The 15656-nt window shown below is 63.1% G+C and carries 15 protein-coding genes; 3 read left to right on the top strand and 12 right to left on the bottom strand.

Features of this window, described 5'->3' with window-relative positions; all coding sequences use genetic code 11:
* Positions 1 to 56 precede the first annotated feature (56 nt).
* Genes JHW44_RS14275 through JHW44_RS14265 form a run of 3 tightly spaced genes read left to right on the top strand, consistent with a single transcriptional unit; the run spans position 57 to position 3099 of the window.
* Positions 57 to 722, top strand: a complete 666-nt coding sequence (locus JHW44_RS14275) for a response regulator transcription factor (RefSeq protein ID WP_089345173.1) — start codon at positions 57 to 59, stop codon at positions 720 to 722.
* Entirely contained in the window at positions 719 to 2107 is a 1389-nt protein-coding gene (locus tag JHW44_RS14270; RefSeq protein ID WP_089345174.1) for a sensor histidine kinase, read from the top strand. The genes JHW44_RS14275 and JHW44_RS14270 overlap by 4 nt, the downstream gene beginning before the upstream one ends.
* A complete protein-coding gene (locus JHW44_RS14265) occupies positions 2077 to 3099 on the top strand; it encodes an ABC transporter substrate-binding protein (protein ID WP_089345175.1) in 1023 nt (340 codons plus the stop codon). Before JHW44_RS14270 ends, JHW44_RS14265 begins: the two co-directional genes overlap by 31 nt.
* A gap of 56 nt (positions 3100 to 3155) precedes the next feature.
* Here JHW44_RS14265 and JHW44_RS14260 read toward each other — a convergent pair whose 3' ends face one another.
* The 12 genes from JHW44_RS14260 to JHW44_RS14205 form a co-directional block, all read right to left on the bottom strand.
* A complete protein-coding gene (locus JHW44_RS14260) occupies positions 3156 to 4265 on the bottom strand; it encodes a nucleoside hydrolase (RefSeq protein WP_089345176.1) in 1110 nt (369 codons plus the stop codon).
* A 12-nt stretch (positions 4266 to 4277) separates the two neighbouring features.
* Positions 4278 to 5138: an ABC transporter permease gene (locus JHW44_RS14255; protein WP_218822590.1), complete on the bottom strand. Its 861-nt coding sequence runs from the start codon at positions 5136 to 5138 to the stop codon at positions 4278 to 4280.
* A gap of 1 nt (position 5139) precedes the next feature.
* On the bottom strand, positions 5140 to 6063 hold the full coding sequence (locus tag JHW44_RS14250) for an ABC transporter permease (protein WP_089345177.1): 924 nt from the start codon (positions 6061 to 6063) through the stop codon (positions 5140 to 5142).
* A gap of 79 nt (positions 6064 to 6142) precedes the next feature.
* On the bottom strand, positions 6143 to 7477 hold the full coding sequence (locus tag JHW44_RS14245) for an ABC transporter substrate-binding protein (protein WP_089345178.1): 1335 nt from the start codon (positions 7475 to 7477) through the stop codon (positions 6143 to 6145).
* Between the two features lie 45 nt (positions 7478 to 7522).
* A complete protein-coding gene (locus JHW44_RS14240; protein WP_089345179.1) occupies positions 7523 to 8560 on the bottom strand; it encodes an ABC transporter ATP-binding protein in 1038 nt (345 codons plus the stop codon).
* A gap of 71 nt (positions 8561 to 8631) precedes the next feature.
* The gene (locus JHW44_RS14235; RefSeq protein WP_089345180.1) at positions 8632 to 10053 is read right to left on the bottom strand and encodes an L-fucose/L-arabinose isomerase family protein; all 1422 of its coding nucleotides are present in this window, start codon (positions 10051 to 10053) and stop codon (positions 8632 to 8634) included.
* Positions 10054 to 10069: 16 nt separating this feature from the next.
* Positions 10070 to 10807, bottom strand: a complete 738-nt coding sequence (locus JHW44_RS14230) for a GntR family transcriptional regulator (RefSeq protein ID WP_089345181.1) — start codon at positions 10805 to 10807, stop codon at positions 10070 to 10072.
* 51 nt (positions 10808 to 10858) lie between these two features.
* A complete protein-coding gene (locus JHW44_RS14225) occupies positions 10859 to 12328 on the bottom strand; it encodes an aldehyde dehydrogenase family protein (protein WP_089345182.1) in 1470 nt (489 codons plus the stop codon).
* The gene (locus tag JHW44_RS14220; protein WP_089345183.1) at positions 12325 to 13245 is read right to left on the bottom strand and encodes a tagatose 1,6-diphosphate aldolase; all 921 of its coding nucleotides are present in this window, start codon (positions 13243 to 13245) and stop codon (positions 12325 to 12327) included. Before JHW44_RS14220 ends, JHW44_RS14225 begins: the two co-directional genes overlap by 4 nt.
* The gene (locus JHW44_RS14215) at positions 13242 to 14273 is read right to left on the bottom strand and encodes a dihydroxyacetone kinase subunit DhaK (RefSeq protein ID WP_089345184.1); all 1032 of its coding nucleotides are present in this window, start codon (positions 14271 to 14273) and stop codon (positions 13242 to 13244) included. Before JHW44_RS14215 ends, JHW44_RS14220 begins: the two co-directional genes overlap by 4 nt.
* On the bottom strand, positions 14270 to 14815 hold the full coding sequence (locus JHW44_RS14210; protein WP_089345185.1) for a DAK2 domain-containing protein: 546 nt from the start codon (positions 14813 to 14815) through the stop codon (positions 14270 to 14272). Before JHW44_RS14210 ends, JHW44_RS14215 begins: the two co-directional genes overlap by 4 nt.
* Positions 14805 to 15650 (bottom strand): sugar phosphate isomerase/epimerase family protein, encoded by an 846-nt coding sequence (locus tag JHW44_RS14205; RefSeq protein WP_179217755.1) that lies wholly within the window; start codon positions 15648 to 15650, stop codon positions 14805 to 14807. The genes JHW44_RS14210 and JHW44_RS14205 overlap by 11 nt, the downstream gene beginning before the upstream one ends.
* Positions 15651 to 15656 lie beyond the last annotated feature (6 nt).

Genomic DNA, 15656 nt, shown 5'->3' with positions numbered 1-15656 from the left:
AGATTTTGATGAAAAGCTGACACCAACCTGTCATGAACTGCTGAAAAGTTGGGCGAATGCGGTTTCTTCTTGTCGAAGACAGCGATGAACTGGCTGCCGCCGTGGCGTCACGTCTGGCGATGGACGGGCATGGTGTGGACCGCGCGGGCACATTGGGCGAGGCAAAGGAATTTCTGGCAACCGCCCCCTATGACCTGATCCTGCTGGATATTTCCCTGCCAGATGGCGATGGCCGCGACTTTCTGGCGCGCGAACGCGCGGCGCGGCACAACACGCCTGTCATCATGATGACCGCCAGCGCCTCGGTCAGCGACCGGGTCAGCACGCTGGATCAGGGTGCCGATGATTATATCACCAAACCCTTCGATTTCGCCGAATTGCAGGCCCGCTGCCGCGCCGTCCTGCGCCGCCATCAGGGTGTGGCCGACAGCCGCCAGCATTATGCAGGCTTCATCTTTGATGCGCTGGCGGCCAATATCACCATCGGGGATGAGGTCCGCGAGCTGCGCGCGCGCGAATTGCGCCTGCTGGAAATCCTGCTGTCGCGGCCCGGCCAGGCCTATTCCAAAGCCCATCTGATCGACCGGCTGTTTTCCTTTGACGAGGAAATCAGCGACAATGCGATCGAGGTCTATGTCGGCCGGTTGCGACGCAAGCTGGAAGGTTCGGGCGCGCGTCTGGAGACGCTGCGCGGGGTTGGCTATCGGCTGATCCCGGAATGAGACCGCTGCAGCCGCGCCCGGCCGGATTCTCGCTGCGGCGCAGGCTGGTCTGGCAATTCGTCGCCCTGTTTCTCTTGCTGGTCGTGGCGCTGTTCTTTGCGGTGCGCTTTGCGGCCGAACGCGCCTCTCGTGCCAGTCAGGACGCCATTCTGGGCGCGGCGGTGATCTCGGTCGGCGACGGCATCCGGGCTGTGGACGAAGGGCTGGCGCTGGATCTGCCCTATGCGACATTCTCGATGCTGGGCGCGATGGGGGATGAACGGATCTTCTACAGCCTGATGATCGGGGATCGTCTGGTGACGGGCTATCCGGCGCTGCCACAGCCGCCACACGCACCGGATGATCTGTCGCCGGTCTTTTACAGCGGAGACTATCAGGACAGCAGGCTGAGACTGGCGGCGATTACCCGGCGCGTGCGGCTGGACAACCGGATGCAGGAAATCGCCGTGACATTGGGCCAGACGCGCGATGGTCAGGCGACCATCGCACGTGACACAGCACGCAGCGCAGCATGGATCGGGCTGGGATTTCTGGCGCTTGCCGTGCCGCTGGCGCTGTGGACCACCCGCGCGGTGATCCGCCCCGTGGATCGTCTGGCCGAGGCCGTCGCCCGGCGCGGGCCGCATGATCTGCGCCCGGTCCGCCATCCCACCCCGCGCGAGCTGGTGCCGCTGGTGGGCTCGCTGAACGACTTCATCGCCCGGCTTCGCGGCGCGCTGAAGCTGACCGAAACCTTCATCTTTGAAGCCGCGCATCGCATTCGCACGCCCCTGTCTCTGGTGCGAACCGAGGCAGAAATGGCGCTGGCCGAAACCTCGGACGAGGTGACACGGGCACGGCTGCGGCGGATGGTGCGCGCCATCGGGGAAAGCAGCCGCTCGGCGAACCAGATCCTCGATCATGCGATGGTTCTGTATCGCAGCGAACAATTCCTGACGACACAGGTAGATTTCGCCATGCTGACGCGCTCGGTGCTGCGTTCGGTCCAGCCCATCGCCGAAATGCGCGACATCGAGATCCTGAACGAGGGTCTGGACGAAAGCTGCCCCGTTCAGGCCGATGAGCGGATGATCGAGGTCGCGCTGCGCAACCTGCTGGACAATGCATTGAAATACTCCCGAAGCGAGGGTCAGGTGCGAATCCGGCTGGACAAGGCCGAGGGCATGGCCCGGCTGACGATCACCGATGAAGGCCGGGGCTTGTCCGCATCCGACAGCAATCTGACCGCGCGCTTCCAGCGTGGCAGCAATGTCAGCGACATTGTCGGATCGGGTCTGGGACTGACCATCGTCGCCGGGGTGGCCGCAGCCCATCGCGGCAAATTCACCCTTGAACCGGGAAAGGAGAAAGGCGCATGCGCCATCTTGTTCTTGCCGCTCTTGTAACGCTTGGCCTGACCACGCAGAGCCACGCCTATGAGATCGAGGAACAGCAGATCTTCGGCGCTGGCGCGAAAGAGATATCGGTTCTGTCGACAACCGATCTGGCCGCCATAAGCCAGGTGATGCAGGCCTTCGCGGATGCCCGCCCCGATCTGCGCATCCGTTACGATCAGGCCGCCAGCATCGAGGTCTTCCGTGCGATACATGACGAGGCGGTGCCCTATGATCTGGTCATGTCCTCGGCAATGGATCTGCAGATGAAACTGGCCAATGACGGTTTCGCGGCATCGATCATGCCAAAGCTGGGCAATCTGCCCGCATGGGCGCGCTGGCGCGATCAGCTTTTCGGCGTCGCGCTGGAGCCGGTGGTGACACTGGCATCGCGTCGTGGTCTTGGCGATCTGCCGGTGCCGCATACAAGGCGCGACCTGATCGCCATGATGCGCGAACATCCCGATGCGCTGAACGGTCGTATCGCGACCTATGATCCGCAGCAATCGGGGGTCGGCTATTTCCTGATCTCGCAGGACAGCCGCGAATCCGAAGGGTTCTGGCGTCTTGCCGAGGTCATGGGTCGGCTGAACACGCGGCTGTTCTGCTGTTCCGTCGAGATGATCGACGAATTGCGCGCCGGACGGATTACCATCGCCTATAATGTCGTCGCCAGCTATGCGTCGCGCTTCACGCCCGGCGATCCCGATCTGGTGCAGCTGGCGCTTGAGGATTACACATTCGCGATTGTCCGTTCGGCGCTGGTTCCATCGAATGCGAATGACCCGCAGGGCGCGACCGACCTGCTGTCTTTCCTGCTGTCGGATGTCGCGCAACGGCAGATCGCCAGCGATGCGGGCGTCGCCCTGATGCCCGGCCTTGGTCCCGAACCTTCGGCGCATTTGCGACCGATCCGGCTGGATACCGGCCTGCTGGTCTATGGCGATCAGCTGCGGCGGGCCGGGCTGCTGGCGGAATGGAATGCCGCCATGGTGCAGCCATAGGGTTTCCCGGCCCCGGCGGCGGGAGCGGGGGACAGGCCCTGCCCCCCTGAAACAGACTAGGCCGGGGCGCGATCCAATGCGCGATACATGTCCTCGAAAATCGCATCGCGATCCAGATCATAGGCCTCCAGCATCGGATGACGGCCCTCGGGATGGCGCCAGAACAGCCCGTCATCCAGCAGCGGCGAACGGGTCATATGCGTGGACACATATTTCTCGTCAAACAGCCATGCGACATTGATCACATCCCAGATCACCCAGGTCTTGGTTTCCGCGCCGGTGATGGCGAACATCTCGTGCAGCGGATTGTTGGTATAAAGGTGATGCAGATAGGCGCCGATCGCGCCCTTGTCCTGGACGAAACGCTCCATCTCGGGCAACGACAGCTTCAACTGCGCGCCGACATGATAACCGGGCAGATAGACATGGGGCACAGCGCAATCAAACAGCAGTTGCGAAGCCAGACGGTCCTGCACAAGATTCAGCGAGGGCACATTGCTGAAGGGCGCATAGGATGGAAAGCCCGAGGTCCAGACCACGACGATCTTTTCGATGATGTCAGGGGCCATCAGCAGCGCCGAGGCGATATTGGTCAGCGCGCCCATCGCCAGAATATAGAGCGGACGGTCGTCATCCGCACGCGCCCGTTCAATGATGAAACGCGCGGCCGGCGTGTCGATGGGCGCATCCAGACCTTGCAGATAGCCGGGGCTGCCCCGAAAGACCTTGCCCTCGGCGGGGACGCCGCATTTGTCAAAGACGCGCAGGATCTCTTGATAGGACAGTTCGACACCCTCGTCGGGGCCGACGAATTTCACCTCTTCGGCGCGGCGATCCTGTTCGATCAGGCGCTGTGCCCAGCCGCCCAGACCGCCCATGAACTTGTCCTTGCTGTCCGCATCCGAGGCCGCGCGCAGCGCGGCAACCGACTCGATCAGCTCTTCGCGGTGATGGGCAAAGCTGAAGGGCACGGCGGTGACGCCCTCCAGTTCCAGCCGCTCGGGCGACAGCAAGGCCCATGCCAGCGCATATTGATCGTCGATCTCATTGGCGGTGTCGGTGTCGATGATCACCCGCGGCGATGGACCGGGACGGCCAAGGCGGCCCTCGACGAAGGCATCGTCAAGCTTTGGAAACCTTTCGAGAATGGAAAGCGGGGTGGTCATGGATGGGTCTCCTTAATTTCCAAAGCCCTTGCCGAAAGCCTCTTCCTTGATGAAGCGTTCCGAAATGATGAGCAGAATGATCCCCGGCAGGGTCACGATCAGGGTGATGCCGGCAGCCGAGGCATCCAGCGTGCCGCCCGCGATCTTCGAGAACAGCAGCGTCGGCAGGGTGACGATCTGGCCCTGCCCCAGAAAGAAGGTCAGCAGGAAGATATTGGTCGATACCAGGAAGGTGAACAGCGCCCCCGCCACCACACCGGGCAGCAGCATGGGCAGCGTCACAAGGCGCAGAACCTGCCAGCGGCTGGCGCCAAGGATCATCGCCTGTTCCTCGAAATCGCGGCCAAGCCCCTGATAAACGGCGGTCAGCATCCGCACCATATAGGGGATCGTGGGGATCAGATGGGCAAGGATGATGCCGACATAGCTGCCCGCCAGCCCCAGCCGGATGAACATCATCAGCAGGGCGATGCCGATGGCCGCCTCGGGCACGATCAGGGGCAGCGACAGAAAGAACTCGAAGGCGCTTTTGCCCCGGAACTTCTCGCGCGCGAGAACGCGGGCGGCAGGCAGACAGATCGCCAGACAGATCACCGTGACGATGGTGCCGATGAACACGGTATTGACCGTTGCCTCCCAGACGCGGCTATAGGGCGACAGCACATAATCCCAGGCCAGCGGTGCCATCGCCTTTTCGCGTTGCTCCAGCCACCATGTGCCCGGCAGCAGATCGGGCCAGGCCCAACGGAAGGCAAAGCTCTGGATGATCAGCGGGATGAAGGGGCCAAGGATGAACCCGGCAATCACCAGCAGATAGAATTTCTGGAACGGCGAAAGCCGGCTGGACAACGCGATATTGAATTTCTTGGCCATGTCAGTTCCGTCCCATGCGTCGTTCATAGCGGCGATAGGCCGCGAGATAGCCAAACAGGATCACCCCGGCGACCAGTCCGATGGACACCACCGTGGCCATGCCCTGAAGCTGCAAGGTGTAATCGGCGTCATTGAAATAGCGCCATGCCACCACCGGCAGCGTATCGGGGAAACCGCCGCCCAGAATGAAGGGCGCTTCGAAGGCACCGACATTGAAGGCAAAGCAGATCAGCGTCGAGGACACCACGCCCGGCAGGATCTGGGGCAGGGTCACGCGAAAGAATATCGTGCGTCGGCTGGCCCCAAGGATTGCCGCCGCCTCTTCGGTTTCGCGCCCGATGCCCAGCAGAACCGCATAGACAGCCAGCGTGATGAAAGGGGTCTGCTTCCATACATAGACCGCAATGATGCCCCAGCCGTAATGGGTTTTCAGGATCTGGGGAAATTGCGAGGGATCGTCGATCATCCCGAAAAAGGCCGCAAGGCGCGACAGCATCCCGCCATTGGACAGCATCAGGACCGCCAGCGCGATGCCGACCGTATAGGGGATCATCAGCGGCAGCTTGTAGAGATATTTGTAGAAGGTCTTGCTGGGAAAGGTCTTCACCAGCGCCAAGGCCAGAAGAATGCCAAGGATCAGCGCCAGCACGGTCGAAACCGTCGCGTAATACAGCGTCAGCCCCAGCGATGCCCAGAAGGTTGAAGACCCCCAGAGCGCCCCGAAATAGCTGAAATCAGGGAAGGTATTCACCCCGAACCAGGGGGCAAAACCCAGCGATTGCAGGATCGCCAGCACCAGCGCACCGCCGAACAGCAACACCAGAATGGCCATGATCGGCATAAGCTGGACCATCTGCCAGAACCGGGTGCGGCGCTCACGCGCGGTCAGCCTTGCGCTGGGGGCGGGCGGCGATGAAACGGACATCCGGGCCTCCGATAGAAAAGGGGAAAGGGAAGGATGGCCGCCCTGTCAGACAAGAGTGCAGGACGGCCGGGACGGCGAATTACTTCGCCAGATTTTCGTAGGCACGGGCCACGATCGTCTCGATCGGGTCCGAGCTGTCGCGTTCGATATATTCCAGCCAGGTCGCCTCGATCACATCGACCAGCGTGGCATTGGTATCGGGTGCGGCGTTGGCATCAAGCGCGTCCTGCTCGACACCGACCAGTCCCGGCGATGCCTCGGCAATCGCCTTTGCACCGGCCTCGTCCAGCTTCCAGCTGTCGATACCCGAGGGCATTCCGGTCTGTTGCAGCTTCGAGGCCTGGGCTTCGACCGAGGTCATCCAGTTGGCCAGAACAAGCGATGCGGCCGGATGCGGAGCATTCACCGGAATCGCAAGATAGTTCTTGTTCTTGATCATATGGCCTTCGGGAAAGATGAATTGCTGCGCCGCCTCTGGATAGGACCCTGTGGCCAGCCCTGTCGCCACGGCATACAGGCCGAAGGTGCAGCTGAAATCCACTTCGCCATTCAGGAACAGCCCGTCCAGCGCGGCATTGTCTTCGGGATAGCGCGGCGATCCGCCAGCCGCATCCAGCAACAGCGGTTCCAGATCGCGCAGATACTCCATGCCCGGCGTGATCAGCCGCGCCAGTTCCGCAGCCGGGATCTGATCGGAGGATTGCTGAAACGGTTCCGCGCCGGTGCCATCGGGATTATGCGCGTAGATCGCCTCTTGCACGAAGGTATTGCCGATATAATGCGGCGGCTTGATATAGGTGAACTTGCCGGGATTTTCTTCCAGATAGCTGCGCAGCGCCTCGAAGGTCGAAGGCACATCCTCTGCCGCCACGCGGTCGGCATTATAGGCGCAGACATATTGCTCGCCCGACCAGGGGATTTCGGCGCCACCCGTCTCGACCCCGAAATCGCGCAGATTCAGGACCGAGCGCTCATCCTCGGGGTTCCATTCAAGATTGGCCGCATTGGGCAACAGCGGAGCAAAGCTGCCAAACAGCGCATCCTGCCGCTTGAGCGTGGCAAAGTTCTCGCCATTGAGCCAGATCATGTCGACGCTGCCTTCGCTGGCGCCGGAATTCTGCTCGGCCAGAACCAGATCGACCGCATCCTTGGTGCTGGTGATACGCACCGGGTTCAGCTCGACGCCCTGGCTTTCCAGCGCCGGGGCCACCACCCGATCCATCCACACATTCAGCAGGTCCGACCCGCCCCAGTAATACAGATTGACGCTGCCTTCATCCTTGGCCTGCGCCTCGACGGCAGCCCAGTCGACCTCGCCAGCCAGAAACGCTTCGCGAAACTGCGCCGTATCGGCATGCACGGCCCCGGCTGCGACAAGCGCAAGCAGGCTCGTGTAAATTGCGGTGATCTTCATGGTTCTCCTCCCAAAGATTTCTTGTTTCCGGCAAAGCCGTTATCGTCAAAGAAGCCAGACCCTTTCGGGATCGATACTCAGCCAGACCGGCGTGCCGACATCCACCAGTCGCCGCGCCTGTTCGCTGACCGTGATCTGATGCGTGCCGCAGTCGATGTTGTAATTGACGCTGGCCCCGAAGAAATCGCGGGCCACCACCCGGCCCGCTACGCCTCCCCGCGCGGGCTGGCTGGTCAACAGGTCAATCGCTTCACCGCGCAGCATCACCTGCACATCCTTGCCAGAGTCAAAGCCGGCGCGCGATGCAACCCGGATCTCGCCAATGGCGGTTTCCACCAGTTCATGGGATTTCATGCGTCCGGGCACGATATTGCTGGCCCCCATGAAATCGGCCACATCCAGATTGGCGGGCTGCTGATACAATTTGGCGGGCGCGTCATATTGTGCCAGATGGCCGTTGAAGATCACCGCCACGCGGTCGGCCAGCTCCATCGCCTCGACCTGATCATGGGTGACGAAGATGGTGGTGATGCCAAACCGCTGCTGCAGATCGCGGATAAAGCGGCGCATCTCGCCCCGCAGCTTGGTATCCAGATTGGCCAGTGGCTCATCCATCATCAGCACCGAGGGCTTGGTGATCAATGTCCGCGCAATCGCCACCCGCTGCATCTGCCCTCCCGAAAGCTGCGCGGGAAAGCGGTGCCGGAACTGCGTCAGCTGCACGACATCAAGGATTTCTTCCAGCCGTTCGCCGATCTCGTCCCGCGGAGTGCCCCGCACGCTCAGCCCGAAGGCGACATTCTTTTCCACGGTCATATGCGGAAACAACGCGTAGCGCTGAAAGACCATGCCGACATTGCGGTCTTGGACCGGCTGTTCGGACACGTCCTTGCCGTCAAACAGGATCGCGCCGCCGCTGGGGCGTTCCAGCCCGGCGATCATGCGCAGCGTCGTCGTCTTGCCGCAGCCCGACGGGCCAAGCAGCGCCACCAGTTCTCCGGATTCGATGTCCAGATCGATATTCTCGATCGCCACGAATGCACCGAACTGCTTGCGAACGGCATTGAGCTGAACCTTGGTCACATGGGCCTCCCTTTAGGCAATTTGTATTGCCTAATTAGTATCTACAAATTCTACACGGTGCCGTCTGTCTGTCAACAGATACCAGCGGGCAAACCGTCATGTTCGGCGATGATGTCCAGAGGGGTCATGGCCATCCATGCGGCGAATTCCTGAAAGTCGCGATGGAAGGCACCCGGCACCAGAACGAAGTGATGTTCCAGCCCGTGTTCCATCACCGAGGTCACGATATCGCCCGCGCTGTGTTGCCCCCTGGTGCTGTGGAAATCGGTGACCCAGCCCCGGCAGCCGGTGAAGCCCGACTCTCCTTCAGCCCTCAGCGTGCCTTCGAAACCGAAGGCCGCCGTGCCGCTGCGCGCCACGCGCAGGACAGTGCAGGGGCCGTCGGGAAAGATGAAATCGGCAATCGCCCCGAAACGCGGCCCTTCGGGCGTACCCCGGCCGATCATCGGGTGATTGATCCATGCGACCTCCGGGCCGCCCATATAAAGGGGGCCGCCGCCGCCATGCCACATCAGGATGCGGTCATTGGCCAGTTGCGGCGAGGTCATGTCCAGCAGACTGCCGACCCGGCCGGTCAGCGCGCGGGTGACGATCTGCGTCACCGTGCCCAGCACATCGCCCTCCGAGGCCAGCGGCAGATTATCGACCTCTTCCAGCCAGCTGAATGCCGCGCCGGGATGCATTCCGGGGTCTTCCTGCAGGGCCGGCCAGTCCGACACCGCCAATCCGGCAAAGCCCTCTTGCGCCACGATGTCGCGCATCGCCAGCGCGGCTTGCGCCGTCAGTGCCATCTGCTCATCGGACACGCCGCGAATTTCGGCCCGTGCGGCCATGGCCGCCACTTCGCGCTGCACGCTGTCATGGGCGCAATTCTTCATGCCAGCGGTCAGGCGGTGCATATCCACATGCACCGGCTCGGCCCCCGTCGCGACCTTCAGCGTATGGGCGGAAATATCCATATTGTAGAAGGTCGGGGCCAGCCCGCCAATCACCCCGATCCGCGCATCACGCAGTGCCACCCGGGCCGAAAGCGCGCGGAAACTGCGCCCCAGCCGGGCCTGCAATGCGCTGTCATCCGGCGCGCCGAAATACCATTGCACCGGAGCCTTGCGCAGGTCGCGCACGCCACGGGCAATGGACATGCTCATGTTCAGCGAGACGAAATTGTTCAGCTGGATATCGCCTTCATGGCCAGGCTCGGGCGTTGCCCAAACCCCCATCGGCAGGCCGGACAACGCAATCTGGCGCGCCACATCGCCCATGGTAAAGCCACCATGCAGCAGCAGGATGAAATCCGCCCCCTGCCCCCGGCAATGATCCAGCGCCTTTTGCGCCTCGGCACCGTTCATCGGCACGCCGGGCGCCTCGACAAGTCGCGCCCCCGTCATGGCCGCGATCTTTTCCACCGCCGCCAGCGCAGCATCAAAGACTCCGTGACGCTGGGGAAAATAGCTGGGCAGGGATGCCTTGATGAGGCCGACAACGAGGGTCATGTGAACTTCCTTCGGTTCAGGCCGGATCGGCTTGGCGCCGCGATCCGACGAGATTGTAGGTGATGGGGCTGACCCGATAGACCTGGTCGAAAAACACCGGCTTCTGGTCATCGTCAAAGGCGGTGCAGGCCTGCGACAGGATCGGTGTGTCGGGCTTGATCCCCAGCCATTTTGCGGCATCCGCCGGTGCGGCGCAGGACCCGACCGTCTCGCAGGCCCGGCCCCAGTCGATATGAAAACGCTCGGTCAGGATCCGCAGGATCGACTGATCCTGCCCTTCTTCGGGAAAATCGTCGGGGCTGAGACCCGGCACCAGCCTGCAGGGCAGCCATGTATTGACCAGCAGCTTCGGCACGCCATCCACAGTCCGCAAGCGCCGGATCAACGCCACGGGTTCGTCAAACAGCGCCGTCACCTCGGCAGGCGGTGTCGGGTCCTGCTCGCGTATCTCGATCAGCCGCGCACCCGGCACCCGGCCTTCGCGCAGCATCATGTCGGTGAACGAGGTCAGGCAGGTGGTTTCCGGCGGCGAAAGCGTATTGACCAGATAGCCACTGCCCTGACGCGAGATCAGATAGCCCGCATCGACCAGTATTTCCAAGGCCCGGCGGGTGGTGACCCGGCTGACCCCGAAAGACTGCGCCAGCGCCTCTTCCGAGGGCAAACGCGTTCCCACGGAATACATTCCCGCCTTCAGCCGACGCAGCAATTCGTCATGGACAATCTGATATTTCGCAGCGGGACGCGTGTTCATCGCTTAACCTTTGTTGATCCGTCGAATTGATTGCATCAAATCACGCATTGCTCAGCCCTGCCAGACGCTCTTGGTCTGGGAATACAGCGCCAGTGCCTCGCGCCCCATTTCGCGCCCGTAACCGCTTTGCCCCATGCCGCCGAAAGGAGAGGCCGCATCGGTGTCACCCCAGCAATTGGTCCAGATCGTCCCGGCACGCAGCCCGGCAGCCATGCGATTGGCGCGCCCAAGATTTTCGGTCCAGCAGCCTGCCGCCAGCCCGTAGATCGTGTCATTGGCGCGGGCCAGAACCTCGTCTTCCTCGTCAAAGGGCAGCACGCAAAGCACCGGACCAAAGATTTCTTCACGGGCCACCCGCATCTGATCCTGCACAGCGCCCAGAACCGTGGGCTGCACGAAATAACCCGCCTCGCCCTGCCGCGCACCACCGGCGCGGATCTCTGCCCCGTCCTCGCGCGCGCTGGCGATATAGCCCAGAACCTTTTCCATCTGCGGCGACGAAATCACCGGCCCAAGGTCATGCCCGCTGGCCGCCATGCCCGGCCCGACGCGAAGGCCGCGCGCCATGTCCGCCAGCGGCTCGGTCACGCGCTCCAGCAGCGGGCGCTGGACGTAAAGCCGTGCGCCTGCGGTGCAGGACTGCCCGTTATTGCCAAACAGCGCCCAGAAAGCGCCCGGAATCGCGCGCGCGAGATCGGCATCGTCAAAGATGATATTGGCGGCCTTGCCGCCCAGTTCCAGCGAGACCTTCTTGAGATTTCCCGCCGAGGCCTGCACGATCCGCCGCCCGGTCTCGGTCGAGCCGGTAAAGCCGATCTTGTCCACGCCCGGATGCGCGGCCAGCGCGGCACCGGCCTCTTGTCCATATCCGGGAATGACATTCAGCACACCGGGCGGAAAGCCCAGTTCCAGCGCCAGATCGGCCAGATAGAGCGCGCTGAGCGGCGTCTGTTCGGCCGGTTTCAGCACCACCGTATTGCCCGCCGCCAGCGCGGGCGCCAGCTTCCAGGCCACCATCAGCGTCGGATAGTTCCAGGGCGTGATCAATCCGCAGACACCGACCGGTTCGATCCTTGTGTAATTGAACCGGCCCGGCGTCGAGACCGGAATGGTCGCGCCCTCGATCTTGTCGGGCCAGCCCGCGAAATAGCGGAAATGACGCGCCGACCAGACGGCATCGACATCGCGTGCCACGGCAAAGGGCTTGCCATTGTCCAGCGCGTCCAACTGCCCGAACACCGCCTTGCGGTCTTCGATCGCATCGGCCAGCCGCGCGATCAGCTGTCCGCGGTCATGGGGCATCATCCGCCCCCATGGCCCCGACAATGCCGCGCGGGCAGCAGCGACAGCGCTGTCCACATCGGCCGCAGATGCTCCGGCCACCTCGGCCAGCCGCTCGCCGGTCGAGGGGTTTTCCACCGGAATCGTGATTGCGCTGTCGATCCGCGCATCCGCGATGCGCAAACCCTGCACCCTGTCCAGAAAGGCGGCGACTTCGGGCAAAAGCGGGATCATCGTCATGCCAGTGCCTCGCCCAGCAGACGCAACCGGCGCAGGCCCTCATCGGCCATCCAGCGCTCGGCAGCTTCCGGTCCTTCCGCACCAAAGACGGCGATGGCATCAGACCAGATCGCCCGGCCGCACATGAAACCGGCCATATCCACACCAGCCGCGCGCGCCAGTTTCAGCCCCGCCTCGAATTGTTCGAACGTGACCCCGGCGCTGAGATAGAGCAGCGGCACATTGCCGGCGGCTTCGGCGGCATTGCGGAAGGCGGCCTCGGCATCCTTGCGGCTTATCCGCGCCGTGCCGATCCCTTCGACGAAATTGAGATTGACCGGCAATTCGACCTTGAGGATGGCGATATTGAATTCCGGCTGGGCAAAGATGCGCGTGGCGCGGGCGACCAGGTCCGGTTTCCGATCCGCGAATTCGGCCGAGGCGCTGTCGGGGATGGCCCGGTCATAGACGATCGGCTCGAACAGGAAGCTGATGCCATGTTCGCGACATTGCTCGCCGATCTGCTGCACCAGCTTATGTTTGCGGTCATTGATCCGGGGATCGTCATTGGGGCCGTAATACAGAAAGAATTTCAGCACATCGACGCCCAAGGCAGGGTAGTCCGCCACTTGCAGATTGTCGGGCAGCACGGTGATGCGGTCGTCATTGACGATCTTGTAGACATCGGCCTCGAAGGCCAGCATCGGCAGGCAGGACGCGGCGATCTCGGGCAGCAAGGCCCGCCCGTATTGGGCATCCACCAACAGCGTCGTGGCCTCGGCGCTCATGGTGCGGGCCACAAGCTGCTTGAAGCGGAACAGATCATCATCACGCGCCGCAGCGCCACGGGCCTCACGCAGGGCGGTAGCCAGACCGCTGCCCTGATCGACCGCGACGCCATGGATCGGACGGCGCTTGCTCAAGGGAATGTCGGTCATTTCTGGTCATCCTCGGGGATCATGTGAATTTCGGGAAAGGCGGGGCTGTCCTGGGGCGCACACCACAGGCGCAGCATCTCATCCTCTGGCTCAAGCAGCGAAATCGAGAAGCCGCCCATTTCCTGCGTGGTGACAAAGCTGCCCACCATCGGCGCCAGCGGCGTGATGCCACGACGGCGCAGCTCGGCGGCGGTTTCGCGCCAGACGGTCAACAGCTCCATCTGCGTGGTGCCGCCCATGCCATTGATGATCACCGCAGCGCGTCCGCCCTGGTCAATCGGGCGGTCCTCCAGCAGGCGGGCGATCATCTCGACCACCAGCCCGCGCACGGGGCCGGTCTTGACCCGCCCGACGCCCGGCTCGCCATGCACGCCCATGCCCAGATATATCTCGTCATCCGGCAGCGAGAACATCGGCAGGCCGGTCAGCGGCGAAATGCCCGGAGAAAGAGCGGCAGCCAGCGTCACCGTGCGGTCGCGCACCTCTTCGCCAAGGCGCATCAGCGCGGCCTGATCCATGCCTTCCTCGGCAGCCGCGCCAAGGATCTTGTAGATGAACATCGTGCCGGGGGCGCCGCGCCGGTCCTGCCGACGCTCGGGCGGAGCGGCGGAAATATCGTCATACATCAGCAGGGGCAGCACATTCAGCCCGTCTTCCTCGGCCAGCATCGTGGCCGCGCGGCCATTGATGACATCGCCGGAATGCTGCGAGATCAGCAGGATGGACCCGGCCTTGCCGGTGACCTCGCGCACGCCATCCAGGATAAGATCGGCCGAGGGCGCGGCAAAGACATCGCCCACCACATTGGCATCCAGCAATCCCTGCCCGACAAAGCCCATGGCAATCGGCTCATGCCCGGCGCCATTGCCGATCAGCAGGGTGACCTTTTCATCCGGGTTCTTGGTGCCACGACGACGCACCACCACACGCGGATCAATCGCACCACGCCGCACCTGAGGATAGGCCTCGACAAAACCGTCGATCATGTCGTCGACCATGGTTTCCGGACTGTTGAACAATTTCTTCATGCGGCAGCCTCGGTTTCGGCCAGCAGGGCCAGCATCATCGTCAGGGACACGGCACCGGGGTCCATGTGACCCTGCCCGCCGCCTTCGACATATTGCGCCCGTCCGCGCCGGGCGATCATTTCGACGGTGGCATCCCGCCCCGCCCCGGCCGCAGCAACCGCCGCCGCCAGATCGCCGCCCTGCAGCGCCTGAACTGCTGGTGACAGCGCATCAATCATGCTTTTGTCGCCGGGCTTGACTTGCCCCAGATCGCAGATCCGGGCCTCGGCACGTGCCAGTCCTGCACCAAGATCGGCCCCGGCCTCCAGATGTTGTTCGATCTCATGCAGCACCAGACCGAAAAGCGTTCCCGATGCCCCGCCCGATGCGCGCATGAAAGCCTTGGCACGCTGGCCCTCTGCTGCTCTGGCCGCGCTGGTCAGCCCGCGCAGCAGCGTGGTGCCGTGATCGCCATCGCCAAGCGCGGCGTCCAGCGCGTTCAGATGGGCCATATCGCCCGCGACCTTCTCGCGCAGGGCGTTGAAATATCGCTCAGCCGACATTGGCAAATACCTCCTTCATATGAGCCAGCGCCGCAGCCGCGGCCTTGTCTGCATCCGGCTCGATATCGCGCCAGATATGCAGATCGGCGCTGGTCGGCTGACCGGCGCGCACGAACATTTCCGCGACGATCCAGCCCTGGTAGCCAATCTCTGCCAGCGCCCGCGCATCGGCGACAAAATCATAGCGACCGCTGCCCGGCACGCCGCGATCATTGTCGGACACATGGTAATGCACCAAGGTTTCCCCGGCGGCACGCAGAGCGGCGGGCGGGTCTTTCTCCTCGATATTCATATGGAAACTGTCCAGCAGCACACCGACATTGGCGGCACCGCTGGCGCGGGCAATGGCGCAGGCCTCGGCGGCAGTGCTGGTCAGGTCGGATTCAAACCGGTTCAGCGCCTCGACCCCCAAGGTGACGCCATGCTGCGCCAGATGATCCTGCATCTGTCCCAGCGTCTCGGCGGAACGCTTGGCACGGTCGGGCTTGTTGGCCGGATCGAACAGCCCCCAAGGCGCGGCAACCACACCCGCGAGACGGGAGGAACCCAGCGCCGCGGCGGTCTCGATCGCGCGGGCCAGCGTCTCGCGGGCCTGGTGTCGCACAGCCGGGTCGGACGAGGCCGGATCGGCCTCGGGGCCAAGCCCGGTCGAGCAACTCAGCGCCACACCGGCAGCATCGGCGGCCCCGCGCAAGGCGGCGGCCTTGTCGGGTCCGATGCCCAGCAGCGAAAGCTCGACCGCGTCAAAACCGATGCGCGCGGCGCGGTCAAACAATGGCGCAGGATCCTGCGTCCATCTGTCCATCCACAAACCGGCGTGAATTCCGAATTTCATCGCACC

Origin of the sequence: Paracoccus seriniphilus (assembly GCF_028553745.1) — a bacterium.
Classification (GTDB): Bacteria; Pseudomonadota; Alphaproteobacteria; order Rhodobacterales; family Rhodobacteraceae; genus Paracoccus; species Paracoccus seriniphilus.
This window is presented reverse-complemented; position numbering and strand designations above follow the sequence as displayed.